Here is a 22,987-nt window from a genome sequence, read left to right on the forward strand (position 1 = left end):
GAACCATGCCGCAAGTCCAGGCCAACGGCATTTCGATCGAATACGAAGCCCATGGCGATCCCGCCAATCCGCCGCTGCTGCTGATCATGGGGCTGGGCGCGCAGCTGACGCTGTGGCCGATCGAGCTGGTCGAGGCGCTGGTCGATCGCGGCTATTACGTGATCCGCCATGACAACCGCGACATTGGCCTGTCGACCAAGTTCAGCGAGCACGGCATTCCCAATTTCAAGCGGGTCGCGCTGATGCGGATGCTCGGCCTGCGGGCCAGGCTGCCCTATCGGCTGACCGACATGGCCCAGGACGCCGCCGCGCTGCTGGACGTGCTGGGGATCGAGCGCGCGCATATTGTCGGCGGGTCGATGGGCGGGATGATCGCCCAGCTGCTGGCGATCGACCATCCGCACAAGGTGCGGACGCTGACCTCGATCTTTTCGACCACCGGCAACCGCCGCCTGCCTCCGCCGCGCAAGGAAGCAATGGAGGCATTGCTGAGCAAGCCGCCGGCCAGCGCCACGCTGGAGGCGGTGATCCCGATCGGGATCAAGGTTTCGCGGGCGATCGGCAGCCCGGACTATCCCACCCCCGAAGAGCGCCTGCGCGAACGGATCACCCGCGATTTCCATCGCAGCTTCTTCCCCGAAGGCGCCGCGCGCCAGCTCGCCGCGATCGTTGACGATGGCGACCGGCGCAAGCGGCTGCGTTCGGTCACGGCACCGACGCTGGTGATCCACGGGGTGGACGATCCACTGGTTCCGGTCGAAGGCGGGCGCGATACTGCCAAGGCGATCCCCGGCGCCAAGCTGCACGAGATTGCCGGCATGGGCCATGATCTGCCACTGGAGCTGGTCGAGGAAATCGCCGGCGCGATCGCCGGGCACGCGCGTTAGTCTGCCGGATTTTTCGGCAGCCCAACCTGCCCAACGCCCCAGGCCAGCAGGGCGTTGAGCACCGGGGCCAGGGTGCGCCCCTTGTCGGTCAGGCTGTATTCAACCCGCGGCGGCACTTCGGCGAACACTTCGCGGTGCACCAGCCCATCGTCTTCGAGTTCGCGCAATTGCTGGGTCAACGAACGCTGGGTGATCCGGCACAGCAAGCGCCGCAATTCGCCATAACGCCTGGTGCCTTCAAGCAGGCGATAGAGGATCGCCCCTTTCCATTTTCCGCCGATCAGATCGAGCGTGTATTCCATCGGGCAATCGATCCGGGCGTTGTCACCGTGGCGCTGCTTCCGCATGGTTCGCTCCATTGGTATACTATGTATACCTATATGCAATATTACTGCCTACTTTCCAATATGCATCTATTGCGGGATGCTGGTTGCAGAGGAGAACACCATGCAACTTGCCATGACCCCAACACTGCACTGGCTGACGCTGGCCATCGCCCTGACCGGGCTGCTGTGGATGCCCTACATTGGCTACCTGCTGAAGGCGCTGGGCCCGATCGAGGCGCTGATGGAGGGTGGCGGCGCCGAACCCGAACCGAACACCTGGGCGCGGCGTGCCAAGAAGGCGCATTACAATGCGGTTGAGAATCTGGCGATTTTCGCCCCGCTGACGCTGATCGTCTGTGCTCTGGGACGGGACAACGCGACGACCGCCATGGCCGCCCTGGTCTATTTGCTGGTCCGCGCGGCGCACTATGTGATCTACACGCTGGGCTTGCCTGCCGCGCGCACCGTGCTGTTTCTGTCAGGTGTGGGCTGTCAGGGTGTAATGCTGGGCCGGATCCTGGGCTGGATCTGAATTCAGAAATGCCAACCCAGCTGACGGCCGATGAAGATCAGCAGCATCGCGCCCAGCACCGAGGCAAAGCAGCCGGCGCGCTGGAAGCCTTCGCCATAGGAACCGCGACCGGCGGCAAAGCTGGCGAGCAGCGAGCCGGAGATGCCGAGCAGGATCGTCATGCCCAGCCCCATATCGACATCGCCAAGGTAGAACCAGCGCGCCAAGGCACCGATGAACAGGCCGGAACAGATCGCGCCGATCAGATTGAACATGGGCAGGGCCTCCGCAAATGACGGAAGCAAGGTAGGCTGCGTGGCGGGGCAATCAAGCCCCGCGGTGCGGCGGCGCGGTTACTTGACGATCCCGGCCTTGCGCAGATCGCCCATCGCCTGGCCCTGGGCCTGCCGTTCGGCGGCCAGCGGATCGGCTTCGGGGGCGAAGGCACGGGCCACGTCTGCCAGGCTGGCCTCGCGATCGAAAACCAGCATTTCGCGCGCAGCGGCGAACCCGCCTTCAAGCTTCAGGTTTTGCGCCATGTGCATGGTCGCGACGCAGCGATAAAGCGTGACGAAACCCTGGCAGGCCGCGTCCAGCCCTTCGCCGGGCAGCGCCACTCCGCCCTGGGCCAGGGCCTGGCCCAGGGCAGCGGCGCTGCGACGATCGGGGAGCAGGGAAGCGGGCTTCGCGGAAGGCATGATCGCGGCCGGTGCAACCGAGGCAGGCAGCGCAGTCTGGATTGCTACCCCGCCACCGGCCGCAGCAAAGCCCGGGCTGTCGGCCTTGTTGGCTCCGGCATCGGCATCGGCGGCCCGCGCCGCAGCCGGCAGGGCAAGCGCCGGCAGCATGGCCAGCAGGGCAAGGGTGCGAATGGTCCGGCGCATCGAGCAACTCCAATCCGGTCAGGGCCTGCGATTCGTCGCGGGCGTTGGAGCGGATCTGTGCCCCGGGGGTGGTGAAGACGCCTTTCCCGATCATCCCTAATCAATCGGCAACCACAAAACGGTTGCGCGATCAGGGGCCGCCGACGCAACAAGATTGCCTGTCTCGATTCTTTCCGTGTCAACGCGGCGAAACGGTTTTGCCCGGACAAAAATTTTTTCGATTTTGATTTTGACTCTTGCGCACGGCGTCAGTGGCGCTTTTCCCGCGCGTCGCTGCGACGCGGCATGACTCCGCACCGAGTCCGGGGCGAGTCACGACGGTGAACAACGCATTTACCCTCTTGCGCGCGACTCACCATTTGGCACTATGGATAGTGGTCCGACATGCGGGGGGACCTACTAGACCTAGATTCAGGCACTTGAGCGCCACTTGCGCGCCGGGAGCGGATTCGGGCCTGGAAGGCACCGCGCAGGTCGCGGGCTGGGGATGGAATGGGGATAACTTTTTCTCGTTTCGTTCTTCCGGTCTGGTAGGATTGGCGCTTGCTCGCCGATTCGAACGAATGTGGAACATTGTGGCCGCCCGCGGGCGGCCTTGGATTGCGGGGGCGAAAGTGGAATTCAGGAACGGGGACGAGCCGAGCATGGCCGAAGTGGAAGCAGCGCTGGCGTCGGGTGACGTGGCCAGCCGAACCGGGGCCAAGGCGCGGACCAAGAAGGAGGCAGACGCCGCCGTGGCGATGACCGAGAAAAGCGATCTGGGCAGCGAAGTGCTGGTGGCCAAGCTGGGTGCGGAAGCCCTGGCCGGAGCGATGACGGCGGCCGCCAAGCCGGCCGACGATTCGAAGGCGATCCACGACCGCCGTTTCGAGATCGAGGTCGATCACGCCCGCGATGCGCTGCTGACCGATTTCGGCAAGGAAACGCTCGACGACCGCTACCTGCTCCCGGGTGAGCGCTATCAGGACCTGTTCGCCCGCGTCGCCGCGGCCTATGCCGATGATGAGGGCCACGCCCAGCGGCTCTATGACTATATCAGCCGGCTGTGGTTCATGCCGGCCACGCCGGTGCTGTCGAACGGCGGCACCAACCGCGGGCTGCCGATCAGCTGCTACCTCAATTCGGTCAGCGATAGCCTGGAAGGGATCGTCGGCACCTGGAACGAGAACGTCTGGCTCGCCTCGCGCGGGGGCGGGATCGGGACCTATTGGGGCAATGTCCGCGGGATTGGCGAGCCGGTTGGCCTCAACGGCAAGACCAGCGGGATCATCCCCTTCGTGCGGGTGATGGACAGCCTGACGCTGGCCATTTCGCAGGGTTCGCTGCGGCGCGGTTCGGCCGCCTGCTACCTCGACGTCTCGCACCCCGAGATCGAGGAGTTCCTCGAAATCCGCAAGCCGTCGGGCGATTTCAACCGCAAGGCGCTCAACCTGCATCACGGCGTGCTGTTGACCGACGAATTCATGGAAGCGGTGCGCGATGGCACCGAATTCAACCTGCGTTCGCCCAAGGACGGGTCGGTGCGCGGCACGGTCGATGCGCGCAGCCTGTTCCAGAAGCTGGTCGAAACCCGCCTCGCCACGGGTGAGCCCTATATCGTCTTCAACGATACCGTGAACCGGATGATGCCCAAGCATCACCGCGATCTGGGGCTCAAGGTCTCGACCTCGAACCTGTGCAGCGAAATCACCCTGCCGACCGGCAAGGACCATCTGGGCAACGATCGCACCGCGGTCTGCTGCCTGTCCTCGCTCAACCTGGAAACCTGGGACGAATGGCAGGCGGAAGACCGCTTCGTCGAAGACGTGCTGCGTTTCCTCGACAATGTCCTGCAGGACTATATCGACCGCGCGCCCGATGAAATGGCCCGGGCCAAGTATTCGGCGATGCGCGAACGCTCGGTCGGGATGGGGGTGATGGGCTTCCACTCGTTCCTGCAGAAGAAGGGCATCGGCTTCGAAACCGCGATGGCCAAGGCCTGGAACCTCAAGATGTTCAAGCACGTCGCCGCCAAGGCCGACGAGGCCAGCCTGCTGCTGGCGCAAGAACGCGGGGCCTGCCCCGATGCCGCCGACATGGGCGTGATGCAGCGCTTCAGCTGCAAGATGGCGATCGCGCCGACCGCGTCGATCAGCATCATCTGCGGCGGCACCAGCGCCTGCATCGAGCCGATCCCGGCCAACATCTACACCCACAAGACGCTGTCGGGCAGCTTCGTGGTCAAGAACCCCTACCTTGAGGCGCTGCTGCAGACCAAGAGCAAGGATTCGACCGCGGTGTGGAACTCGATCCTTGAGCATGGCGGCTCGGTCCAGCACCTCGACTTCCTCAGCCCCGAGGAAAAGGCGGTTTACAAGACCAGCTTCGAGATCGACCAGCGCTGGCTGCTCGAATTCGCGGCTGACCGCACGCCCTATATCGATCAGGCGCAGTCGCTGAACCTCTACATCCCGGCAGACGTGGACAAGTGGGACCTGGCGATGCTGCACTTCCAGGCCTGGGAAAAGGGGATCAAGAGCCTCTATTACCTGCGCTCGAAGTCGGTCCAGCGCGCGGGCTTTGCCGGCGGGGTCGAGGTGGACAACACCGCCGAAGCCCCCAAGATCGAGCTCAGCGCGGGCGAGCAGACCGATTACGAGGAATGCCTGAGCTGCCAGTAAGATGGACACGCTTCGGCCGCTGCTGGAGAAGGCAATGAATCAGAAAGCCGGATGTTCGCTGGTCGGGCTGGTGATCGGTGCTGTGGTGCTGTTCGGCCTGCTGGTCGGCTGGCCGCAATACCGCGTCTACCAGCAACGCCTGGCGGGCGAGGCCGCGCTGGCCGAAGCGCAAAGCTCGCGCCAGGTCGCGATCCTTGAGGCGCGCGCCAAGAAGGAAAGCGCGATCAGCCTGGCCGAAGCCGAAGTGATCCGCGCCGAAGGGGCCGCCAAGGCCAACAAGATCCTGCAGGATTCGCTCGGCGGCCCCGAAGGCTACCTGCGCTACCTGCAGATCCAGGCGCTGGAAGACAGCAAGGCGCAGCTGATCTACGTGCCCACCGAAGGCGGGCTGCCGGTAACCGAAGCCCGGCGGCTGGGGCAATGAGCTGGTTCGCCATCGCCGCCAGAGCGGGACGGCCGATTGTGGCGGCCAATGGCTATCGCCGCGCCCTGTTCTCCGGGGGGCGGGCCGCACTGCTTGGTCTGGGCGGGATCCTGGGGTTGGCAGCGCTGTTGGCGCTGACGCCTGCGCGGGCCGATACCCGTAGCGACTGGGAACTAGGTCCGCAGCCAGATGGTCTTGGCTGCGTGACCGGCCGCGTGCTGCCGAATGGCGTGCTGGTAAGCATCCGCCGCGCCCGGTCCGAGCTGACCTATTACATGGTCTTCTCCAGCCCGAACTGGAATTCGTTGCGGCCTCAGGCCAACCAGACCATGCCGATCGAATTGCTGTTCGCAACTGCCGATGGCGATCGCAGGATCAGCGATGACAAGGCCGTGATCGTGGCAACGGCCAGCGGCGATGAAGCCGTGGTCGGCATCTGGAAGGGCAAGGACGCGGCCACTTTTCGCCGGATTGCCGAACGCGCCAGCAATGTTACGCTGATCGGCCGAGGCCTGGAGATCGGCACCTATCCCCTGCCCGGCACACCGGCCTTTCTGGCCCAGCTGGATCAGTGCGTCGCCGGACTGAAGCCGCCGGCCGGGAACGGGCAGTGACCATCCCGCCGCGAACGATCGGCCAGCCTGGCCTGCACGCCGCACTTGGCGGGCGATCCCGGTCGCTTGCCGCCCTGGCACCGAGCTGCGCCCAATTGGCGCTTGCCCCGATGCCGAGAATGGGTTTATTGCAAATCGTTCGCAATATCAATTTGGAGTCTGTTTCGCATGCGCAAGTGGCATCGCTGGCTGTCGGTGATCTTTGGAGCGGTGCTGCTGTGGATTGCGGTGACCGGCGTGATGAGCCAGTTTGCAGCCCTGGTGGCCGAGGGGCAGCCGGTGGCCGCCGCCGCGCCGCCGCCGGGCTTTACCTGCCCCGAAACGATGACCTGCCGGCCCAAGCCCGATCCCAACGGCGCGCGCGCCTGGGTGGGCTTCCTGCATCACCTGCACGGCGGCGAGGAATTCGGCCCGGCGGGGATCGCCATTTCGATCGCGGCGGGACTGGCGCTGGTGTTCTTCAGCGTCTCGGGCCTGTGGCTGTACATCCAGATGTGGCGCAATCGCAAAGCGCGCGTCCAGAAGCCGGGCTGGTTCTGGGACTGACCGCAGCGCAATTTGGTTCACACGAAGACACGAAGACACAAAGAGGCTTTTCCGCGCCGCAGGCCTTGGGCTTCACCTGGCCCGTAGCCGAACGATCCGAAGGATCAGGGCGGCTTTGCCGCACAGCGCGGCATCTTCGCGTCTTCGTGTCTTCGTGTGAACCCGTTCTTCCCCACCCTATCCCCAGCCAATCGCCCCCGCCGCATTCGCGCCGCGGGGTGATCTCGGCTAGCAATTGCAACCGTTCCAATCCGGAGTCGTAAGATGCCCCTGCTCGAAGCCCGCAAGACCTATAAGCCCTTCGAATATCCGTGGGCCTACGATTACTGGAAGCGCCAGCAGCAGGTACACTGGATGCCCGAGGAAGTTCCGCTGGGCGAGGACTGCCGTGACTGGGCGCAGAAGATCAGCGAGACCGAGCGCAACCTGCTCACCCAGATCTTCCGCTTCTTCACCCAGGCCGACGTCGAGGTGCAGGATTGCTACCACGAAAAGTACGGCCGGGTGTTCAAGCCGACCGAGGTCAAGATGATGCTGGCCGCCTTCTCCAACATGGAGACGGTCCACATCGCCGCCTATTCGCACCTACTCGACACGATCGGCATGCCCGAAACCGAATACAGCGCCTTCCTCGAATATACCGAAATGGCCGACAAGTGCAGCTACATGCACACCTTCGGGGTTGATACCGACGAGGATATCGCCCGCACGCTGGCCATGTTCGGCGGCTTCACCGAAGGGATGCAGCTGTTCGCCAGCTTCGCCATGCTGATGAACTTCCCGCGCTTCAACAAGATGAAGGGCATGGGCCAGATCGTCTCATGGTCGGTGCGCGATGAATCGCTCCACTGCGAAGGCATCACCCGCCTGTTCCACGCCTTCTGCGCCGAGCGTCAGTGCCTGACCAAGGCGGTCAAGGAAGACATCATCGACTGCTGCCAGAAGACCGTGCGGCTGGAAGACAACTTCATCGACCTGGCCTTCGAAATGGGCCCGGTGCCGGGGATGAGCCCCAAGGAAATCAAGCGCTACATCCGCTACATCGCAGACTGGCGCCTCAGCCAGCTGGGCCTGCCGGCGATCTACATGATCGAAGACCACCCGCTCCCCTGGCTCGCCCCGCTGCTCAACGGCGTCGAACACGCCAACTTCTTTGAAACCCGCGCGACCGAATATTCAAAGGCCGCGACCAAGGGCAACTGGAACGACGTCTGGTCAAGCTTCGACGCGCGCCGCAAGGCCAAGAGCGAAGTTGCCGGAGCGAACGACCTGGGCGTCGAAGCCGGGGCCGAGCCGGATATGTTCGCAGGCGGGGTGAACGCGGCGGAGTGAGGGGATGCCGAAGGTCTTCGACTGGAACGGCTATCGCTTTCACTTCTTCTCGAATGAGGGCAACCCGCTCGAGCCGGTACACATCCATGTCACCAAGGGCCGCGACACGGCCAAGTTCTGGCTGCGCCCCGAGGTTTCGCTTGCCTATGACAGAGGCTTTCCGTCGCGCGTGCTTTCAGATCTGATCCATGTTATCGAGGAGCGCAGCGAGGAAATCGAAAGCGCGTGGAATGACTATTTCTCCTGAACCGCTGGCGGTCCGCTTTGATGACCATTCCATGTGGGTCGAACTCGACGATGGCCGTACAATCGGCGTCCCGCTTGCCTGGTTTCCGCGCCTGCTCCACGCCAAGCCCGACGCTCGCAAGGCCTTCTTCCTAAGCCGCGACGGCATCCATTGGGATGAGCTCGACGAGGATGTGTCGATTGCGGGGTTGCTGGCTGGAAGAGGCGACATGACCAATTCGAGACTCGCTGCGGCGGAGTAAGAAGATGGCTACGCGCGAAGACCTTAAGCGCTGGGTGTTCGAGGCACTAACTGATCTCGGTCCTTCTCCTGTGCCTCTCATTGCCAAGCACATTTGGGAAAATCATCGTGCAGAGTTGGAAGCCTCCGGCGATCTTTTCTACACATGGCAATACGCCATGCGTTGGGAAGCTCAAAAGCTCCAGCACGAAGGCAAGCTTCTCAAGAAGACAAAAGGTCGGATTTGGGAACTTGTCTGAGGCTCGCAGGCAGTGGCGCCTGATCCTGGCCCCGCCCCATTGCAGTCTTTCCGTGCCTTTGCACGAGCCATAAATCCGGCCTCACCCCGAAATGATGGATCCCGCTCTCGGCGATCGCCTGCTCAAAGCGCTTGTTGGCAAACCTATGGTCAGCAATGCATTTCGCGGCACATTGGTGGAAGCCATGCTTGCCGGAGTGCTGGAGCCGGAATGGCGCTGGCAGGCCGATGGGTGGGGGTCTTTCGATTTCGAAGGACCAGGCGGTGTGGGGCTGGAGATCAAGCAATCAGCGGCGCGGCAGGATTGGCATGATAGCACGGCAAGACCGAATCGAGGCCGCTTCGACATCGCCGCACGAAGCGGGCGATGGGAAGGAGCAAGCTGGATCCAAGCTCCCGGCCGAGCCGCCGCAATTTATGTCTTTGCCTGGCACCCTATGTTTGACCCGGCCAAGGCCGATCACCGCAATCCGCGCCAGTGGCAGTTCCACATCGTTTCGGCAGCCGACCTCCCTGACCAGAAGAGCATTGCCTTGTCTGGTGTGCAGGCACTGGCTCAGCCATGCGACATTGATGGCTTGAAGACAGGTTTGAACAAGATGCTTGAGACGTTGAGGTAGCTGCTATCCAACGCACCCTCCAAAAATCTCACCCAAAGACACGAAGATGTCCCGCCCAGGGCTACGGCATCTCGTTAATCCAAAGTCTGGTCTATCGGGCGATCAAAGCGGCTGCGCCGCAGGGTTTTGGGTGCCGGTTAGCGGGCGCAGGCTATCCTGAGCAAAGACCCTCGCCGCCAAGCGCTACATCTTCGTGTCTTCGGGTGAACCCATTCAGCGCGGCATCCCGCCCCGCCACCACGCTTGCCCCCCGCGCCGCCTGCGCCTAGCCTTGCCGCCATGACCCGCCGCATGATCTCCGCATGGCTGGCCCTGGCCGCCGGGCTGCTGGCCGCGGCCCCGGTCGCGGCGACTTCGGTCGTGGCTGCGCGGCCGCATGATCCGCAGTCGGCCTGCCCTGCCGTCCTGCAGCTGGTGGCGGATATCAACGCGGGCAAGCCCCGGGGTGACCACGCGGCCCGGTTCCATTTCTTCTACACCGACGCACTGGGCGAAGTGGACCTTGCCGAGGAGCCGGTGCTGGCGAAGGCGCTGCGCGAGGCCAATGGCAAGCCCGATCGCCTGCCGGCCGCGCTCGGCGGGATCTGGCCACTGGCGCAGGGCGCGGGCCATCGCAAGGATCAGGCGCTTTATGTGATCGTCCTGCGGCGCGAGACCTGGCAGCTGGTCCGCTATGAGACCGACGCCATGCTGATGCCCACCGAGATCCCCGACCCGCACTGGGACAGCGACAATTCGACCTGGCTGGTGGCCTTCGACGAGAACCGCATCCGCGCGGTCCGCGAAGCGCGCGAGCTGTCGCTGCTGACCGACCCGAAGAAGGCGTTGAAATGCCCGCCGGTTTGATGCCGCACCAATGATGCCCCTCACCCAGCACGTCACCCCGGCGAACCTTGCCACCGCGCTGATCGCGTTGAACTTCATCGCCTTTGCCGCGTTCGGGATCGACAAGGCCCGGGCCGAGGCCGGGCATTGGCGGATTGCGGAATCGACCCTGCTGGGGCTGGCGCTGCTGGGCGGCACCCTGGGCGCCTATGCCGGGCGGGCGCTGTTTCGCCACAAGACCCGCAAGCAGCCCTTCTCGTTCCAGCTCCACGCGATCACCGTGCTGCAGGTGGCGGTGCTGGGCTGGTGGCTGGGGCGGCCGCTCTGGCAGGGTTGACCCGGGTTCAGGCAGGATATCGCCGCTGTCGGGAAAGCTGTCGAGCGGCTGCACAGCGGCAGGATCGAGCTGCCCGGCGTCGATCGCGGCACCGGGCAACCGGATCCGGAAGCTCGCCACTCCGATCGCGCCAAGCGCAAAGACCAGCATAACCGCACCCAGCACCATGGCCAGCCCTTCGCGCCCTGCCGGCGCGAAAACCACTAGCAGCGCGGCCACGCCGAACAGCAGGCAGGAGGCCGCGATCAGCAACCGGCGGGTCTTTTGCCGTTCCAGCACCAGCCGGCCAAGCTGATCGACCGCCATGGCCCCCAACGCGCGGCCGCCGAAATCGCCATCACGCACTTCCATCGGTCACCCCTTCCCTGGTTGCTTTGGCTTTGCCGGATGTACGGTCCTGGCCGGCTTCGCCGGCTTTCCCGCTCTATCCGTGGCAACCGGCGCATTGCGGAATTCAGCGATGGTGGCAGCCGAAAAGAAGCCGAAAAATCCGCCCGCCTGAGCGCGTTCGGCAGCCTGGGCCCGCTTGTGCAAATCAAGATGGATACTATTGCAATCGGCCTCGTCCCTGGCTCCGGCGAGCCGGCAACGTCCTTCGCTGACCAGTTCCTGGAATGCAAGCCGACCATCTTCGCGCAGCCGCCACATGTCATAGAGTTTGAACTGCGAGATCACACCGGCGGCCAGCCCGCCAATCATTGGCAGACAGATCAGGACGGCCTTGCCCCAGCCATCGAACATCTCCTTTGAGATCGTTGCCGAGATGACCGCAGTGACGAAGCTGGACAGCAGAACAAGAACTTGCAGACCGGCATACCACTTGTAGGTCCGCCGTGTCGCTTTGACATACCAGCCTTCGTACTCGCCCTTCAGTTCGGTGATGAAATCGGTCAGGGCAAGCCTCGCCGGTTGCCGTTGTGCGATGGTTTCGGACATGGTCACAGCCTCCCTGCGACAAATCCTGTCTGAACCGAGCGGGCCGTGCCGTGATCTGGCTCACGCCAAATGGCGCGGCAAATGCAGGACCTCTTTCCTACTTCGCCGCAATCTGGCTTGCCCTTGGCGATGTGCAGCCCCGATCCCGTCCGCTTTCAGACCCCTGCCGGGGCCGCGGCGGAAAAATGGTTTTGGACTGTGTCCACTGTGTCCATTCGGCTTGCCTTGGCCGCGCGGTGCGGCATGATCGCGGTTGGATTTGGAGAGCGGAGAGACCGGAATGAGCGCCTACATCGTCTTCATCAAGGAACGCGAGCACGATGCCGCAGCCATGGCCGACTATGCGGCCAAGGCCGGGCCGTCGCTGGGCGGGCATCCAGGCAAGCCGCTGGCCTATTACGGCCCGATCGAGACGCTGGAAGGGCCCGAGGCGGCGGGCTGCGTGATGATCGAATTTCCCGATATGGACGCCGCGCGGGCCTGGTATGCCTCGCCCGCCTATCAGGAGGCGCGCAAGCTGCGCTTTCAGGGGGCGGATTACCGGGTGTTCATCACCCAGGGGCTCTAGGCGCCGGAGGAGTCAGCCGTTGCGGGGTCCGCTGCGCCGGTCCTGCCCGCTGCGGCGCTCGCCCTGACGGCGATCGGGGAACGGCAAGGGTGATACCTGCGCCTTACGTCGATCTTCACCGCGGCGATCAGCGCCGCGCGGCGGGTCTGCTTCGGTCTGCATCGGCAGGACCTTTCGCTTGGCCCCGGCGGCACTATAGCCTCCGGTCCGGCCAGGGCGGGATTCTGGCGTGAATTGGTTAGCGGATGGTTAAACGCTCAACCCCGCGGCCGGGCCAGCAGCGGCATCAGCGCGAACAGCGCCTGCCCGGCCAGCCCCAGCGCGCCCGGCGGAGTGGTAAGGCTGCGCGCCCAGGCCAGCGGGGCCTGCGCCGAAAGCCCCCAGGCCAGTGCCAGCTCGGCCAGCAGCACCAGCACGAACGCGGCGGCGCCCATCACCAGCGCCTCTGGCGCAGCGCGGATGCCATACAGCAGCGTGATCCGCCGCGCCGCCAGCCAGCTCGCCGCCAGCATCACCGGCAGTTCGAGCGCGACCGCCGCCACTTCTCCCACGCGCGGGACCAGCCACAGCACGCGCAGCGTGCCCAGCACCAGCCCCAGCGCCATGACCAGCGCCCAGTATGGCAAGGCGGCACGGAGCGGGTGGAGCGTCACAATCGCTCGGCAATGTAGAAATCGGGCGCCTCGGCAAAGCCCATGAACTGGCCCATGACCGCCTGAACCGTTTCGCTGGCCATGTCTTCGCTGGCAAAACCGGCCAGATCGGGGACATCGAACAGTTCGACATAGTGGACGCCGGGCGCACCTTCGCCGATCAGGCGGCCGGTCACCCGGTAGGTATCAAAAGACCGGACCCGTGCCAGCCCGCGCATCGCCGGGTGATCGATGGTCTGGACCCAGGTTTCGAAATCGGCCGGGCTAACCCCGTCCTTGAGCTGGTAAGTGAGGATAAGTGCGGACATGCGGAAACCTCCGATGAACGCGCGACCGGGATCCGGTGTGATCGCTTACCTGGCGAAGGTCAACCGCTCTTGCGCGGGGTCCTGACCCTAGCTGGCGAGCTTGAGCCGGTCGGCCGGAGCCACATCGGCGCGGGGCTGGTCAAGCCAGATCCCGCGGGTGTCATAGACCAGATGGCGGGCGCGTTCGGCCAGCGGCACGGCCTTGAACTGGTCGTGATCGACCAGCACGATCAGGATCTCGCTCTGCTCAAGCGCGGTATCGATGTCGATCAGTTCGGCCTCGGTCCCGGCGAATTCCTTGGGCAGCTCGGCGGCATAGGGTTCAACCACCTTGATCCGGCTGCCGAACTTGCGCGCCAGGGTGACCGCGACCAGCCGGGCGGGGCTTTCGCGGAAGTCATCGATGTTGGCCTTGAAAGCCAGGCCCAGGCAGGCGACCTGCTTGCCGGGGTTGGCTGCAATCAGCGCTTCGGCGCGCTGGATCACGTGGTGGATCTTGCCATCGTTGACCCCGCGCGCGGTGCGGATCAGCGGGGTCTGTTCGGGCGCGCCGTGGACGATGAACCACGGATCGACCGCGATGCAGTGCCCGCCCACGCCCGGGCCGGGGGTGAGGATGTTGACGCGCGGATGGCGGTTGGCCAGCCGGATCACTTCCCACACGTCGAGCCCCATCGTGTCGGCGACGATGCTGAGTTCGTTGGCGAAGGCGATGTTGACGTCGCGGTAGGCATTCTCGACCAGCTTGGTCATCTCGGCGCTGCGGCTGTCGGTAACCACGCAGGTCCCGCGCACGAACAGCTTGTAGAAGGTCAACGCCTTGCGGGCACAGCGCGGCGTGATCCCGCCGATCGAGCGATCGTTGTTGGTCAGCTCTTCCAGGATCTTGCCGGGCAGCACGCGCTCCGGGCAATAGGCGATCGAGAGGTCCGGGGTCTCGCTGGTCAGGCCGGGGCACTTGAGATCGGGGCGCAGCTTCGCGATCAGGTCGCGCAGTGCTTCGGTGGTGCCGACCGGGCTGGTCGATTCGAGGATCACCGTGTCGCCGCTCTTGAGCACCCTGGCCACCGCTTCACCAGCGGCGAGGACATAGGAAATGTCGGGCGCGTGATTGGCATCGAACGGGGTCGGCACCGCGATCACGAAGACGTCGGCCGGCGCCATTTCGATCGAGGCCTTCAGAAGCCCGCGCGCGACCACGCCGTGCACCAGCCCGTCGAGATCGACTTCCTCGATGTGGATTTCGCCGCGATTGATCGTATCGACCACATGCTGTGAGACATCGATCCCCAGCACCTGGCAGCCCGAGCGCGCGACGACCGCTGCGGTCGGCAGCCCGATATAGCCCAGCCCTACAACACAAACCGAAGGCTTAACGTCCGATTTCATTCCCGATCAGCTCCACGATGCGCTGCGCGGAGTGGCCATCCCCGAAGGGATTGTGCGCCCGCGCCATCTGTTCGTAGGCAGCCTTATCGTCGAGAAGCTTAAACAATTCGGTAACGATAACCGATGTTTCGGTGCCAACCAGCCGGGCGGTGCCGGCGGTGACGCCTTCGGGCCGTTCGGTGGTTTCGCGCATCACCAGCACCGGCTTGCCCAGCGCCGGCGCTTCTTCCTGCACCCCGCCGCTGTCGGTCAGCATGATCTCGGCCAGCGAGAGCAGCCGGGCGAAGTGCGGATAGTCGAGCGGCTCGATCAGGGCGACATTGTCCAGCCCGGCCAGCGCGGCGTTCATCACCGCGCGAACATTGGGGTTGAGGTGGACCGGAAAGATCACCGCCACGTCGCTCCGCGCGGCAACCTGGCGGATCGCTTCGGCGATGTTCTCCATCCCCCCGCCAAAGTTCTCGCGGCGGTGGCTGGTCACCCCGACGATCCGCTTGCCGGCAAACTTCGCTTCCAGATCGGCCAGCCCGGCGGCGAGCGAGGGATCGGCCGCGATCCTGGCCGTCACCCAGTGCAGCGCATCGATCACCGTGTTGCCGGTGACATGCACCCGCGCCGGATCGACCTGTTCGTCGGTCAGCGCCTTGGCCGAAACATCGGTCGGCGCGAAGTGCATGTCTGCGATCGTGCCGATGATCTTGCGGTTCACCTCTTCGGGCCAGGGATGATAGATATTGCCGCTGCGCAGACCCGCTTCGACATGATCGACCGGGATCTTGCGGTAATAGGCCGCCAGCGCCCCGGCCATCGCGGTGGCGGTATCGCCCTGGACGATCACGCGGGCCGGCTGGACTTCATCCATCACCTTGCCCAGTTCGGTCAGCAGCGCGGCGGTCAGCCCGTCCAGCGTCTGGTCGGGCTTCATCAGGTCAAGATCGTAATCGGGAACGATTCCGGCGATCTGCAGCACCTGATCGAGCATCTGACGATGCTGGGCAGAGACGCAGACCACCGGGGTCACGCGCGGATCGGCCTGCAGCGCGGCCACCACGGGAAACAGCTTGATCGCTTCGGGGCGGGTCCCGAAGACCACCATTATCTTTGCCGGTTCAGTCATTTCTTCGCCCTACCATCCAGGGGTTAACCATGAAATAAGAGCCTGCTGTCAATGCTGTCTGCCATCCCAACCCCGTTCGTGCTGAGGAGCCGCAGGACGAACGGACCTGAAGGAACCAGAATGCAAATTCTTGTTACCGGCGCGGCCGGGTTCATCGGATATGCCCTTGCCCAGCGCTTGCTGGCGCGCGGCGACGTGGTGGTCGGCATCGACAGCGTCAATGACTACTATCAGACCTCGCTGAAGCGTGACCGGCTGGCGGCACTGGCGGCAGCGGGCGGCAACCGCTTCACCTTCCACGAACTCGACTTCGCGGACATGGCCGCGCTGACCAAGGCGCTGGATGGCCAGCAGATCGACCGGATCGTCCACCTGGGCGCCCAGGCCGGGGTGCGCTATTCGATCGAGAACCCGCAGGCCTATGTCAGCTCGAACCTCGCGGGTCACGTCAACCTGCTCGAACTCGCGCGGCACCGCCAGGTTGAACATATGGTCTATGCCAGCTCCAGCTCGGTCTATGGCGGCAATGCCAAGCTGCCCTTCGCGGTCGAGGACCGCACCGACCACCCGGTCTCGCTCTACGCCGCGACCAAGCGCGCCGACGAACTGATGAGCGAAACCTACGCCCACCTGTTCCGCCTGCCGCTGACCGGGCTGCGCTTCTTCACCGTCTATGGCCCCTGGGGCCGGCCGGACATGATGATGTGGAACTTCACCCGGCGGATCCTGGCGGGCGAGCCGATCCCGGTGTTCAACCACGGCGACATGTACCGCGACTTCACCTACATCGACGATATCGTGGCCGGGGTGATCGCCTGCCTCGATCATGCCCCCGCCGACGATGGCGCGGAAAAGGCCGGAGGTTCGGTCAAGCCGCACGCGCTCTACAACATTGGCAACAGCCAGTCGGAACCCTTGATGAAGGTGATCGGCCTGCTGGAAGAGGCCTGCGGCCGGAAGGCCGAAATGCAGCTGCTGCCGATGCAGCCCGGCGATGTGCACAAAACCTACGCCGATATCAGCGCGATCAGCCGCGACCTGGGCTATGCCCCGACGACCTCGATCGAGGTGGGTGTCCCCAACTTTGTGCGCTGGTATCGGGACTATCACGGGGCCTGACCCTTGATGCAGGGCGCGCCATGGGCAATCACCCATCCATGGCGATTCTCTCAGACAAATGGATCCGCAACGAAGCCCGTCACGCGGGCATGATCGAACCCTTCGTTGAGCGGCAGCAGCGCGACGGGTGCATCAGCTATGGCCTGTCGAGCTATGGCTATGACGCGCGGGTGGCGGATGAGTTCAAGGTCTTCACCAACGTCCATTCGGCGGTGGTCGATCCGAAGAACTTTTCGGACAACAGCTTCGTCGATATGAAGACCGACTGCTGCATCATCCCGCCCAATTCGTTCGCGCTGGCCCGGACGGTCGAATACTTCCGCATTCCGCGCGACGTGCTGGTGATCTGCCTGGGCAAGAGCACCTATGCCCGCTGCGGGATCATCGTCAACGTCACCCCGCTGGAACCCGAATGGGAAGGGCATGTGACGCTGGAGTTTTCGAACACCACGCCGCTCCCCGCCAAGATCTATGCCAACGAAGGGGCCTGCCAGTTCCTGTTCCTGCAGGGCAATGAACCCTGCGAGGTCAGCTATGGCGACCGCGCCGGCAAATACATGGGCCAGCGCGGGGTAACGCTGCCGAAGTTGTAGGTTCCCCTTGCAGCTTCGTCGCCCCGGGCTTGACCCGGGGCCCGGCTGCCTTTTCCGACCTTGCATCCTTCCACAGCGTAGCCGAAGAAAAGCCGAACCCCGGGTCAAGCCCGGGGTGACGAGATATGCTAGCGTGGTGATGCGCTAACTTGCGGAGGGACAATCCATGGAAACGCCCTTGTTCGACCAGTGGCGTTCGCGCTCCCCCTTTTACGATGAAAGCCACGAGGCGGTCTGCGATACCGTCCGCAAGTTCGTCGCGCAGGAAATCACCCCCCATGTCGATATGTGGGAAGCCGCCGGCGAATTGCCGCGCGAGTTGCACCGCAAGGCGGCGCAGGCCGGCGTCCTGGGCCTCAACTACCCCGAGGAATTCGGCGGCACCGGCACCGCCTTCAACCTGTTTCACGGTCTGGTCCAGACCGAGGAACTGGCCCGCCCCGGCGCGGGCGGGGTCTGTGCTTCGCTGATGACCCACGGGATCGGGCTGCCGCCGATCCTGGCAATGGGCAGCCCCGAATTGCAACGCCGGATCGCGCCAGACGTGCTGGCGGGAGAGAAGATCATCTGCCTGGGCATTACCGAGCCCGGCGGCGGATCGGATGTTGCCCAGCTGCGCACCAAGGCGGAGCGCAAGGGTGCAAGCTACGTGGTCAATGGCGAGAAGACCTACATCACCTCGGGCATGCGGGCGGACTATATCACGCTAGCGGTCCGCACCGGCGGGCCGGGTTTCGGCGGGGTCTCGCTGCTGCTGGTCGAGCTGGACCGGCCGGGGGTGACCCGCACCGCGCTGGCCAAGATGGGCTGGCATTCGAGCGACACCGCAACGATCCACTTCGACAATGTCGAGGTTCCGGCCGAAAACCTGATCGGGCCCGAGAATGGCGGCTTTGCCGGGATCATGCGCAATTTCAACGGCGAGCGGCTGGGGATGAGCCAGCAGGCCGCCGCCTTTGCCCGGATCTGTTATGAGGACGCGCTCGATTGGGCCCGGCAACGCGAAACCTTTGGCAAGCCGCTGGTCACCAATCAGGCGATCCGCCACAAGCTGGCCGACATGCTGCGCCGGATCCAGGCGACCCAGGCCTGGATCGACCAGTGCGCCTGGCAGGTGCTGAACGGCCAGGCCTTCCCCGGCGATTTCGCACTACTCAAGGTCCAGGCGACCCAGACCATGGAATTCTGCGCGCGCGAGGCTTGCCAGATCCTGGGCGGAGCCAGCTTCATGCGCGGCAGCCGGGTCGAGCGGATCTACCGCGAGGTGCGGGTCATGGCGATCGGCGGCGGCAGCGAAGAGATCATGTTCGATCTGGCCAGCCGGCAATACCGGTTCTGATCAGGTTTGGCTGTTTTGGCGGGGCCGAAACAGGGCAACACCGGCCCGCTCCCCCGGCCCGACCACCCATAGGGTACAATCAGCGGGTGGTCGGGCCGGGGGAGCGGGCCGGTGTTGCTTCCGCGCCAGCGGAATTGAAGCCTCCTTACCGTAACGGCAGGCGAAATCAGTTCGACATTGCCACCGATCTCATGCAGGTCTCACGCATGATCCCGGCACCAGATTCGGGCGCAATGGAGAGCACGCATGACCGCCAAGGCCGACCGTCCCTATGATATCGTCGTCTATGGCGCGACCGGGTACACTGGCCGCCTGGTCGCCGAATACCTGGCGCACCACTATCAGGGGAAGGGCCCGAAGTGGGCCATGGCCGGGCGCAGTGCGGACAAGCTGGCCGAAGTGCGCGACCTGATCGGCGCGCCCGCCGATGTGCCGCTGCTGGTCGCCAATTCGGACGATCCGGCAAGCATGCAGGCACTGGCCGAAAGCACCCGGGTGGTAGTGACCACGGTCGGCCCCTATCAGCTCTATGGCGAGCCGCTGCTGGCGGCCTGCGTTGCGGCCGGCACCGACTATGCCGACCTGTGCGGCGAACCGGCCTGGATGCGCCAGATGATCGACAAGTATCATGCCGCCGCGCAAGGCTCTGGCGCGCGGATCGCCTTTTCCAGCGGGTTCGATTCAATCCCGTTCGATCTTGGCGTGCTGATGCTGCAGCAGGAGGCGGTGAAGCGCCACGGCAGCGCCGCGCCGCGCGTCAAGGGCCGGGTCCGGGCGATGCAGGGCGGCTTTTCGGGCGGGACGGCTGCCAGCCTCAAGGCCACCATGGCGGCGCTGGGCCAGGATCATTCGCTGGTCGCCTATATGGTCAGCCCCTTTGGCCTGACCCCGGGTTTCGAAGGCCCGCCCCAGCCCAACGGCGATGCGCCGAACTATGACGAGGCGCTGGGCAGCTGGTGCGCACCGTTCATCATGGCAACGATCAACACCAAGAACGTCCACCGCACCAACCAGCTGCTGGGCCATCCCTATGGCGCCGATTTCCAGTATGACGAGATGGTCCTGACCGGCCCCGGCGATCAGGGCGAGGCAATTGCCAAGCACATGGCCTCCACCCCGATGATGGGCGGTGAGAATGGTCCCAAGCCCGGCGAAGGCCCCACGCCCGAAGAGCGCCAGAACGGGCACTATGACGTGCTGTTCCTGGGCGAATGGCCCGATGGGCGGACGATCCGCTACGGCGTCAAGGGGCGCTATGATCCGGGCTATGGTTCTACCAGCCGGATGATCGCCGAAACCGGGATCGCACTGCTGTCGTGCCAGGCCGCGGGCGCGGTGGCGACCCCCGGCGCATTGCTGGGCGAGGCCCTGGTCGAACGGCTGCGCAAACACGCCGAAATCAGCTTTGCGGTAGAGGACTAGCCATGGCCACCAACGCCGAGGTTGTGCGTGCGTTCATCGCCGCCTGGTCGCGCCTCGATGTCGAGGAGCTGGTGGGCTATTTCACGCCCGATGGCACCTATTACAACATGCCGATCGCTCCGGTCAGCGGGCACGACGCGCTGCGCCCCTTCATCACCGGGTTCATTTCCGGCTGGGCCAGCACCGAGTGGGAAGTGCTCAACCTGGTCGAATCCGGCGATCTGGTGATCGCCGAGCGGGTCGATCGGACCGTCACGCCCGATGGCAAGCAGATCGAGCTGCCGTGCTGCGGGGTGTTCGAAATGGAGCAGGGCAAGATCAGGGTCTGGCGCGACTATTTCGATATGGGCACCTACATGAAGGCGCTGGCAGGCTAGGCACGGAATCGATGACATTCGCATGGCCCGGACTGACGGGCGAATTCCGCCAGGGCTGGAAGATCATCCTGGGCTGCTCGATCGGGATCGCCGCTGGCGTTTCCCTGCTGTTCCTGAGCTTTTCGATCTTCATCCTGCCGCTGACCAGCGAACTGAAGGTGAGCCGCGGGGATCTGGGCTCGGTCCAGGCGCTGATCATCACCGCCGCGATCGGATCACCACTGATCGGACGCATGACCGACATGTTCGGCGTGAAGCGGATCTATGCCGCCTGCGCTCTGGCAGTGGCAGCAATCCACCTGTGGGCTTCGCTGTTCGCCAACAGCCTGTTCGACATGGGGCTGACGATCGCCCTGGTCGGGCTGCTGGGTGCAGGCACCGGCACCGTGGTGCTCAGCCGCCCGATCAACGCCCATTTCAAGGAGCATCGCGGACTGGCGCTGGGCCTGATGGCAGTGGGGGTTTCGGTGCTGGCGATCATGGCCCCGCCGTTGATCAACCTGGTGCTGGAACTGTGGGGCTGGCGCGGTGCCTTTTTCGGCATGGCGATGGTTTCGATCTTCGCCGGGATTCCTGCGGTGCTGCTGCTGGTGCCAGATGGCGGGCGGGCCGGCAGCGGGATCGGCAAGCCCGCGGCCGCTTCCACGCCAACCGACCGCCGGTTCCTGCGCGAGCGCGATTTCTGGCTGCTGGCGCTGGCCTTGATCACGATGAGCCTGGCCACTGCCGGCGCGGCAAGCCAGCTGGCCCCGATGGTGCAGGACGCCGGGCTTGATGCGGCCACCGCCGCGCTGGCGCTGTCGTTCTTTTCGGCCGGGACTTTCATCGGCCGGCTGGGCGGCGGCTGGCTGCTCGACCGGATCGATCCGCGCTACGCCGCCTTCCTGCTCACCCTGCTGCCCGCAATAGGCTTCGTGGTCCTGCTGACCGCGGCGAATATGGCCCCGGCGATCATGCTGGCGGTGACGATCATTGGCATCCAGCAAGGTGCCGAGATCGACATTTTCGCCTATTTCGTCGCCCGCCGGTTCGAACTGGCCCATTACAGCGCGATCTATGGCGCGCTGGTCGGGCTGGGCTGGATCGGCAATGTCGGCGGGCTGCTGGGCATGGGCAAGACCTATGACCACTTCGGCAGCTATGCCCCGGCCCAGGGTGTGGCGATCGGCTGCCTGGTGCTGTCATCGCTGCTGCTGCTGGCGATTTCGCTGCCAAAAAAGGTTGATCCGGCATGAGCCTGTTTCCGCGCGACAGCGAATGGCACGTCGGCTGGCGGATCGTTGCGGCCATGGCCACGGCGAATGGCACCGGCATTTCGCTGATGTTCTTCACCTTCTCGATGTTCCTGATCCCGATCGCACAGGAGTTCAAGCTCAGCCGGGGTGAGATCGGCGTGGTCCAGGCGCTGATCATCACCGCCGCGATCGGTGCGCCGGTGATCGGCCGGATCGTTGACCGGATCGGCTTTCACCTGACCTTTGTCGCCGGCAGCCTGGGCCTGGCGGTGATCGAGCTTTCGCTGGCCAAGGCGGTGACCGGACTGGCCAGCCTGGCCACGGCCGTCGCGCTGGCCGGATTCATCGGCGGGGGGACTTCGTCGGTCCTGATCACCCGGCCGGTCAGTGCCCATTTTCGCAAGTATCGCGGCATGGCGCTGGGGCTGGTGGCGGTCGGCGTGTCGATCTCGACCATGCTGGTCCCGCCCTTCCTGCAAGAGGTGATTGGCCAGCAGGGCTGGCGCACCGGCTTTGCCACGCTGGCGCTGATCGCCTGTGCGATCGGACTGCCGCTGGTGCTGGTGCTGATGCCGCGCAAAGCGGTGCTGGCACGGACAGCGCCATTGAAATCGGGATCGGATCCAAACCGCAACGCCTTCCTGAAAGAACGGGATTTCTGGCTGCTGGTCGGCGCCAGCATGCTCGCCTCGATCAGCGTTTCGGGCACGATCAGCCAGCTCTCGCCAATGGTCCAGGACGAACAGATCTCGGCCCGGACGGCGGCTTTCGGGCTTTCGCTGTTCGCTGCCGGGCAATTCGGCGGCAAGCTGTTCGGCGGGATCGCGCTCGACCGGTTCGATCCGCGGCGCGTCGCGGTGATCATGACCCTGCTGCCCGCCACCGGGTTCCTGATCTTCCTTGGCGACAGCGGGCTGACCTGGCCGATCCTGCTGGCCTGCGTGATGATCGGAGTGCTGCAAGGAGCGGAGGTCGATATCTTCGCCTACTTCATCGCCCACCGGTTCGACGTGAACAATTATGGCACGGTGTTCGGGACACTGGTCGGCTTCGGCTGGATCGGCACTGCGATCGGCATCACGCTGTTCGGCTTCACTTACGACTACCTGGGCAGCTATGCCCCGATCCAGCTGGGCGCGGTTTGCCTGCTGGCTCTGTCAACCATGCTGTTCCTGCCGGTCAACCTGCGCCGCGAGGCCTAGAGCAAGTTCCACTTGTATGCAGTCAACACCGGCCTACT

At 64.6% G+C, this 22,987-nt stretch carries 30 protein-coding genes; 21 read left to right on the forward strand and 9 right to left on the reverse strand.

Annotation, left to right across the window (positions count from 1 at the left end; genetic code table 11):
• The first annotated feature begins 5 nt into the window (after nucleotides 1-5).
• Nucleotides 6-887 (forward strand): alpha/beta fold hydrolase, encoded by an 882-nt coding sequence (locus tag IT549_RS13280; protein WP_292973955.1) that lies wholly within the window; start codon nucleotides 6-8, stop codon nucleotides 885-887.
• Here the strand turns inward: IT549_RS13280 and IT549_RS13285 are convergent.
• The gene (locus tag IT549_RS13285; RefSeq protein ID WP_292973957.1) at nucleotides 884-1,234 is read right to left on the reverse strand and encodes a helix-turn-helix domain-containing protein; all 351 of its coding nucleotides are present in this window, start codon (nucleotides 1,232-1,234) and stop codon (nucleotides 884-886) included. The genes IT549_RS13280 and IT549_RS13285 overlap by 4 nt on opposite strands.
• A 100-nt stretch (nucleotides 1,235-1,334) precedes the next feature.
• Here IT549_RS13285 and IT549_RS13290 point away from each other — a divergent pair, with 100 nt between their 5' ends.
• Nucleotides 1,335-1,745: an MAPEG family protein gene (locus IT549_RS13290; protein WP_292973959.1), complete on the forward strand. Its 411-nt coding sequence runs from the start codon at nucleotides 1,335-1,337 to the stop codon at nucleotides 1,743-1,745.
• Between the two features lie 2 nt (nucleotides 1,746-1,747).
• On the opposite strand, the gene IT549_RS13295 is transcribed toward IT549_RS13290, so the two are convergent.
• The gene (locus tag IT549_RS13295) at nucleotides 1,748-1,999 is read right to left on the reverse strand and encodes a GlsB/YeaQ/YmgE family stress response membrane protein (RefSeq protein ID WP_292973961.1); all 252 of its coding nucleotides are present in this window, start codon (nucleotides 1,997-1,999) and stop codon (nucleotides 1,748-1,750) included.
• A 78-nt stretch (nucleotides 2,000-2,077) separates the two neighbouring features.
• A complete protein-coding gene (locus IT549_RS13300) occupies nucleotides 2,078-2,608 on the reverse strand; it encodes a hypothetical protein (protein ID WP_292973963.1) in 531 nt (176 codons plus the stop codon).
• A gap of 644 nt (nucleotides 2,609-3,252) precedes the next feature.
• Here IT549_RS13300 and IT549_RS13305 point away from each other — a divergent pair.
• From IT549_RS13305 to IT549_RS13355, 11 genes are all read left to right on the forward strand, one after another.
• Nucleotides 3,253-5,268: a ribonucleoside-diphosphate reductase subunit alpha gene (locus IT549_RS13305; protein WP_292973965.1), complete on the forward strand. Its 2,016-nt coding sequence runs from the start codon at nucleotides 3,253-3,255 to the stop codon at nucleotides 5,266-5,268.
• A 34-nt stretch (nucleotides 5,269-5,302) separates the two neighbouring features.
• Nucleotides 5,303-5,692, forward strand: a complete 390-nt coding sequence (locus tag IT549_RS13310; RefSeq protein WP_292973967.1) for a membrane protease subunit — start codon at nucleotides 5,303-5,305, stop codon at nucleotides 5,690-5,692.
• On the forward strand, nucleotides 5,689-6,306 hold the full coding sequence (locus IT549_RS13315; protein ID WP_292973969.1) for a hypothetical protein: 618 nt from the start codon (nucleotides 5,689-5,691) through the stop codon (nucleotides 6,304-6,306). Before IT549_RS13310 ends, IT549_RS13315 begins: the two co-directional genes overlap by 4 nt.
• A 168-nt stretch (nucleotides 6,307-6,474) precedes the next feature.
• Complete coding sequence (locus IT549_RS13320) at nucleotides 6,475-6,852, forward strand: PepSY domain-containing protein (RefSeq protein ID WP_292973971.1); 378 nt, start codon at nucleotides 6,475-6,477, stop codon at nucleotides 6,850-6,852.
• 264 nt (nucleotides 6,853-7,116) lie between these two features.
• A complete protein-coding gene (locus tag IT549_RS13325) occupies nucleotides 7,117-8,184 on the forward strand; it encodes a ribonucleotide-diphosphate reductase subunit beta (RefSeq protein WP_292973972.1) in 1,068 nt (355 codons plus the stop codon).
• Between the two features lie 4 nt (nucleotides 8,185-8,188).
• Nucleotides 8,189-8,431: a DUF4160 domain-containing protein gene (locus tag IT549_RS13330; RefSeq protein ID WP_292973974.1), complete on the forward strand. Its 243-nt coding sequence runs from the start codon at nucleotides 8,189-8,191 to the stop codon at nucleotides 8,429-8,431.
• Complete coding sequence (locus IT549_RS13335; RefSeq protein ID WP_292973976.1) at nucleotides 8,415-8,672, forward strand: DUF2442 domain-containing protein; 258 nt, start codon at nucleotides 8,415-8,417, stop codon at nucleotides 8,670-8,672. Before IT549_RS13330 ends, IT549_RS13335 begins: the two co-directional genes overlap by 17 nt.
• Before the next feature lie 4 nt (nucleotides 8,673-8,676).
• A complete protein-coding gene (locus IT549_RS13340; RefSeq protein WP_292973978.1) occupies nucleotides 8,677-8,910 on the forward strand; it encodes a hypothetical protein in 234 nt (77 codons plus the stop codon).
• Nucleotides 8,911-9,004: 94 nt separating this feature from the next.
• Complete coding sequence (locus tag IT549_RS13345; RefSeq protein ID WP_292973980.1) at nucleotides 9,005-9,529, forward strand: hypothetical protein; 525 nt, start codon at nucleotides 9,005-9,007, stop codon at nucleotides 9,527-9,529.
• A gap of 279 nt (nucleotides 9,530-9,808) precedes the next feature.
• Nucleotides 9,809-10,375 carry a hypothetical protein gene (locus tag IT549_RS13350; RefSeq protein WP_292973982.1) on the forward strand — a complete coding sequence of 189 codons (567 nt, stop codon included), beginning with the start codon at nucleotides 9,809-9,811 and terminating at the stop codon, nucleotides 10,373-10,375.
• A 13-nt stretch (nucleotides 10,376-10,388) separates the two neighbouring features.
• Entirely contained in the window at nucleotides 10,389-10,691 is a 303-nt protein-coding gene (locus tag IT549_RS13355) for a DUF1294 domain-containing protein (protein WP_292973984.1), read from the forward strand.
• 354 nt (nucleotides 10,692-11,045) lie between these two features.
• On the opposite strand, the gene IT549_RS13360 is transcribed toward IT549_RS13355, so the two are convergent.
• Nucleotides 11,046-11,627, reverse strand: a complete 582-nt coding sequence (locus IT549_RS13360; protein ID WP_292973986.1) for a hypothetical protein — start codon at nucleotides 11,625-11,627, stop codon at nucleotides 11,046-11,048.
• 280 nt (nucleotides 11,628-11,907) lie between these two features.
• Between IT549_RS13360 and IT549_RS13365 the strand changes: the two genes are divergently transcribed.
• Nucleotides 11,908-12,195, forward strand: a complete 288-nt coding sequence (locus tag IT549_RS13365) for a DUF1330 domain-containing protein (RefSeq protein WP_292973988.1) — start codon at nucleotides 11,908-11,910, stop codon at nucleotides 12,193-12,195.
• Nucleotides 12,196-12,207: 12 nt separating this feature from the next.
• Here IT549_RS13365 and IT549_RS13370 read toward each other — a convergent pair whose 3' ends face one another.
• The 5 genes from IT549_RS13370 to wecB form a co-directional block, all read right to left on the reverse strand.
• Nucleotides 12,208-12,357, reverse strand: coding sequence for a hypothetical protein (locus IT549_RS13370; RefSeq protein WP_292973990.1), 150 nt, complete (start codon nucleotides 12,355-12,357; stop codon nucleotides 12,208-12,210).
• A 95-nt stretch (nucleotides 12,358-12,452) separates the two neighbouring features.
• Nucleotides 12,453-12,848, reverse strand: coding sequence for a hypothetical protein (locus tag IT549_RS13375; protein WP_292973992.1), 396 nt, complete (start codon nucleotides 12,846-12,848; stop codon nucleotides 12,453-12,455).
• Nucleotides 12,845-13,156, reverse strand: coding sequence for a hypothetical protein (locus IT549_RS13380; protein WP_292973994.1), 312 nt, complete (start codon nucleotides 13,154-13,156; stop codon nucleotides 12,845-12,847). The genes IT549_RS13375 and IT549_RS13380 overlap by 4 nt, the downstream gene beginning before the upstream one ends.
• An 87-nt stretch (nucleotides 13,157-13,243) precedes the next feature.
• The gene (wecC, locus tag IT549_RS13385; RefSeq protein ID WP_292973996.1) at nucleotides 13,244-14,545 is read right to left on the reverse strand and encodes a UDP-N-acetyl-D-mannosamine dehydrogenase; all 1,302 of its coding nucleotides are present in this window, start codon (nucleotides 14,543-14,545) and stop codon (nucleotides 13,244-13,246) included.
• Nucleotides 14,529-15,662 (reverse strand): UDP-N-acetylglucosamine 2-epimerase (non-hydrolyzing), encoded by a 1,134-nt coding sequence (gene wecB / locus IT549_RS13390; RefSeq protein ID WP_292973998.1) that lies wholly within the window; start codon nucleotides 15,660-15,662, stop codon nucleotides 14,529-14,531. Before wecB ends, wecC begins: the two co-directional genes overlap by 17 nt.
• A gap of 120 nt (nucleotides 15,663-15,782) precedes the next feature.
• Here wecB and IT549_RS13395 point away from each other — a divergent pair, with 120 nt between their 5' ends.
• The 7 genes from IT549_RS13395 to IT549_RS13425 all read left to right on the forward strand — a co-directional run bounded on the left by IT549_RS13395 (nucleotide 15,783) and on the right by IT549_RS13425 (nucleotide 22,949).
• Nucleotides 15,783-16,781: an NAD-dependent epimerase/dehydratase family protein gene (locus IT549_RS13395; RefSeq protein ID WP_292973999.1), complete on the forward strand. Its 999-nt coding sequence runs from the start codon at nucleotides 15,783-15,785 to the stop codon at nucleotides 16,779-16,781.
• A 38-nt stretch (nucleotides 16,782-16,819) separates the two neighbouring features.
• Nucleotides 16,820-17,374 (forward strand): dCTP deaminase, encoded by a 555-nt coding sequence (gene dcd, locus IT549_RS13400; protein WP_292974000.1) that lies wholly within the window; start codon nucleotides 16,820-16,822, stop codon nucleotides 17,372-17,374.
• Nucleotides 17,375-17,540: 166 nt separating this feature from the next.
• Entirely contained in the window at nucleotides 17,541-18,713 is a 1,173-nt protein-coding gene (locus IT549_RS13405) for an acyl-CoA dehydrogenase family protein (RefSeq protein ID WP_292974002.1), read from the forward strand.
• Between the two features lie 246 nt (nucleotides 18,714-18,959).
• Nucleotides 18,960-20,135, forward strand: coding sequence for a saccharopine dehydrogenase NADP-binding domain-containing protein (locus IT549_RS13410; RefSeq protein ID WP_292974004.1), 1,176 nt, complete (start codon nucleotides 18,960-18,962; stop codon nucleotides 20,133-20,135).
• Nucleotides 20,136-20,137: 2 nt separating this feature from the next.
• A complete protein-coding gene (locus tag IT549_RS13415) occupies nucleotides 20,138-20,512 on the forward strand; it encodes a limonene-1,2-epoxide hydrolase family protein (RefSeq protein ID WP_292974006.1) in 375 nt (124 codons plus the stop codon).
• 11 nt (nucleotides 20,513-20,523) lie between these two features.
• On the forward strand, nucleotides 20,524-21,747 hold the full coding sequence (locus tag IT549_RS13420) for an MFS transporter (protein ID WP_292974008.1): 1,224 nt from the start codon (nucleotides 20,524-20,526) through the stop codon (nucleotides 21,745-21,747).
• On the forward strand, nucleotides 21,744-22,949 hold the full coding sequence (locus IT549_RS13425; RefSeq protein WP_292974009.1) for an MFS transporter: 1,206 nt from the start codon (nucleotides 21,744-21,746) through the stop codon (nucleotides 22,947-22,949). The genes IT549_RS13420 and IT549_RS13425 overlap by 4 nt, the downstream gene beginning before the upstream one ends.
• Nucleotides 22,950-22,987 lie beyond the last annotated feature (38 nt).

It is taken from the genome of Novosphingobium sp., from assembly GCF_020852455.1.
Classification (GTDB): Bacteria; Pseudomonadota; Alphaproteobacteria; order Sphingomonadales; family Sphingomonadaceae; genus Novosphingobium.

What these genes read in the sequence shown, in the direction of transcription:
- IT549_RS13300 (WP_292973963.1), bottom strand. Translation starts at nt 2,608, where the DNA reads ATGCGCCGGACCATTCGCACCCTTGCCCTGCTGGCCATGCTGCCGGCG.
- IT549_RS13355 (WP_292973984.1), top strand. Translation starts at nt 10,389, where the DNA reads ATGCCCCTCACCCAGCACGTCACCCCGGCGAACCTTGCCACCGCGCTG.
- IT549_RS13405 (WP_292974002.1), top strand. Translation starts at nt 17,541, where the DNA reads ATGGAAACGCCCTTGTTCGACCAGTGGCGTTCGCGCTCCCCCTTTTAC.
- IT549_RS13310 (WP_292973967.1), top strand. Translation starts at nt 5,303, where the DNA reads ATGAATCAGAAAGCCGGATGTTCGCTGGTCGGGCTGGTGATCGGTGCT.
- dcd (WP_292974000.1), top strand. Translation starts at nt 16,820, where the DNA reads ATGGCGATTCTCTCAGACAAATGGATCCGCAACGAAGCCCGTCACGCG.
- IT549_RS13305 (WP_292973965.1), top strand. Translation starts at nt 3,253, where the DNA reads ATGGCCGAAGTGGAAGCAGCGCTGGCGTCGGGTGACGTGGCCAGCCGA.
- IT549_RS13380 (WP_292973994.1), bottom strand. Translation starts at nt 13,156, where the DNA reads ATGTCCGCACTTATCCTCACTTACCAGCTCAAGGACGGGGTTAGCCCG.
- IT549_RS13335 (WP_292973976.1), top strand. Translation starts at nt 8,415, where the DNA reads ATGACTATTTCTCCTGAACCGCTGGCGGTCCGCTTTGATGACCATTCC.
- IT549_RS13330 (WP_292973974.1), top strand. Translation starts at nt 8,189, where the DNA reads ATGCCGAAGGTCTTCGACTGGAACGGCTATCGCTTTCACTTCTTCTCG.
- IT549_RS13325 (WP_292973972.1), top strand. Translation starts at nt 7,117, where the DNA reads ATGCCCCTGCTCGAAGCCCGCAAGACCTATAAGCCCTTCGAATATCCG.
- IT549_RS13290 (WP_292973959.1), top strand. Translation starts at nt 1,335, where the DNA reads ATGCAACTTGCCATGACCCCAACACTGCACTGGCTGACGCTGGCCATC.
- IT549_RS13350 (WP_292973982.1), top strand. Translation starts at nt 9,809, where the DNA reads ATGACCCGCCGCATGATCTCCGCATGGCTGGCCCTGGCCGCCGGGCTG.
- IT549_RS13360 (WP_292973986.1), bottom strand. Translation starts at nt 11,627, where the DNA reads ATGTCCGAAACCATCGCACAACGGCAACCGGCGAGGCTTGCCCTGACC.
- IT549_RS13295 (WP_292973961.1), bottom strand. Translation starts at nt 1,999, where the DNA reads ATGTTCAATCTGATCGGCGCGATCTGTTCCGGCCTGTTCATCGGTGCC.
- IT549_RS13320 (WP_292973971.1), top strand. Translation starts at nt 6,475, where the DNA reads ATGCGCAAGTGGCATCGCTGGCTGTCGGTGATCTTTGGAGCGGTGCTG.
- wecC (WP_292973996.1), bottom strand. Translation starts at nt 14,545, where the DNA reads ATGAAATCGGACGTTAAGCCTTCGGTTTGTGTTGTAGGGCTGGGCTAT.
- IT549_RS13425 (WP_292974009.1), top strand. Translation starts at nt 21,744, where the DNA reads ATGAGCCTGTTTCCGCGCGACAGCGAATGGCACGTCGGCTGGCGGATC.
- IT549_RS13410 (WP_292974004.1), top strand. Translation starts at nt 18,960, where the DNA reads ATGACCGCCAAGGCCGACCGTCCCTATGATATCGTCGTCTATGGCGCG.
- IT549_RS13315 (WP_292973969.1), top strand. Translation starts at nt 5,689, where the DNA reads ATGAGCTGGTTCGCCATCGCCGCCAGAGCGGGACGGCCGATTGTGGCG.
- IT549_RS13365 (WP_292973988.1), top strand. Translation starts at nt 11,908, where the DNA reads ATGAGCGCCTACATCGTCTTCATCAAGGAACGCGAGCACGATGCCGCA.
- wecB (WP_292973998.1), bottom strand. Translation starts at nt 15,662, where the DNA reads ATGACTGAACCGGCAAAGATAATGGTGGTCTTCGGGACCCGCCCCGAA.
- IT549_RS13340 (WP_292973978.1), top strand. Translation starts at nt 8,677, where the DNA reads ATGGCTACGCGCGAAGACCTTAAGCGCTGGGTGTTCGAGGCACTAACT.
- IT549_RS13280 (WP_292973955.1), top strand. Translation starts at nt 6, where the DNA reads ATGCCGCAAGTCCAGGCCAACGGCATTTCGATCGAATACGAAGCCCAT.
- IT549_RS13420 (WP_292974008.1), top strand. Translation starts at nt 20,524, where the DNA reads ATGACATTCGCATGGCCCGGACTGACGGGCGAATTCCGCCAGGGCTGG.
- IT549_RS13345 (WP_292973980.1), top strand. Translation starts at nt 9,005, where the DNA reads ATGGATCCCGCTCTCGGCGATCGCCTGCTCAAAGCGCTTGTTGGCAAA.
- IT549_RS13415 (WP_292974006.1), top strand. Translation starts at nt 20,138, where the DNA reads ATGGCCACCAACGCCGAGGTTGTGCGTGCGTTCATCGCCGCCTGGTCG.
- IT549_RS13370 (WP_292973990.1), bottom strand. Translation starts at nt 12,357, where the DNA reads ATGCAGACCGAAGCAGACCCGCCGCGCGGCGCTGATCGCCGCGGTGAA.
- IT549_RS13285 (WP_292973957.1), bottom strand. Translation starts at nt 1,234, where the DNA reads ATGCGGAAGCAGCGCCACGGTGACAACGCCCGGATCGATTGCCCGATG.
- IT549_RS13395 (WP_292973999.1), top strand. Translation starts at nt 15,783, where the DNA reads ATGCAAATTCTTGTTACCGGCGCGGCCGGGTTCATCGGATATGCCCTT.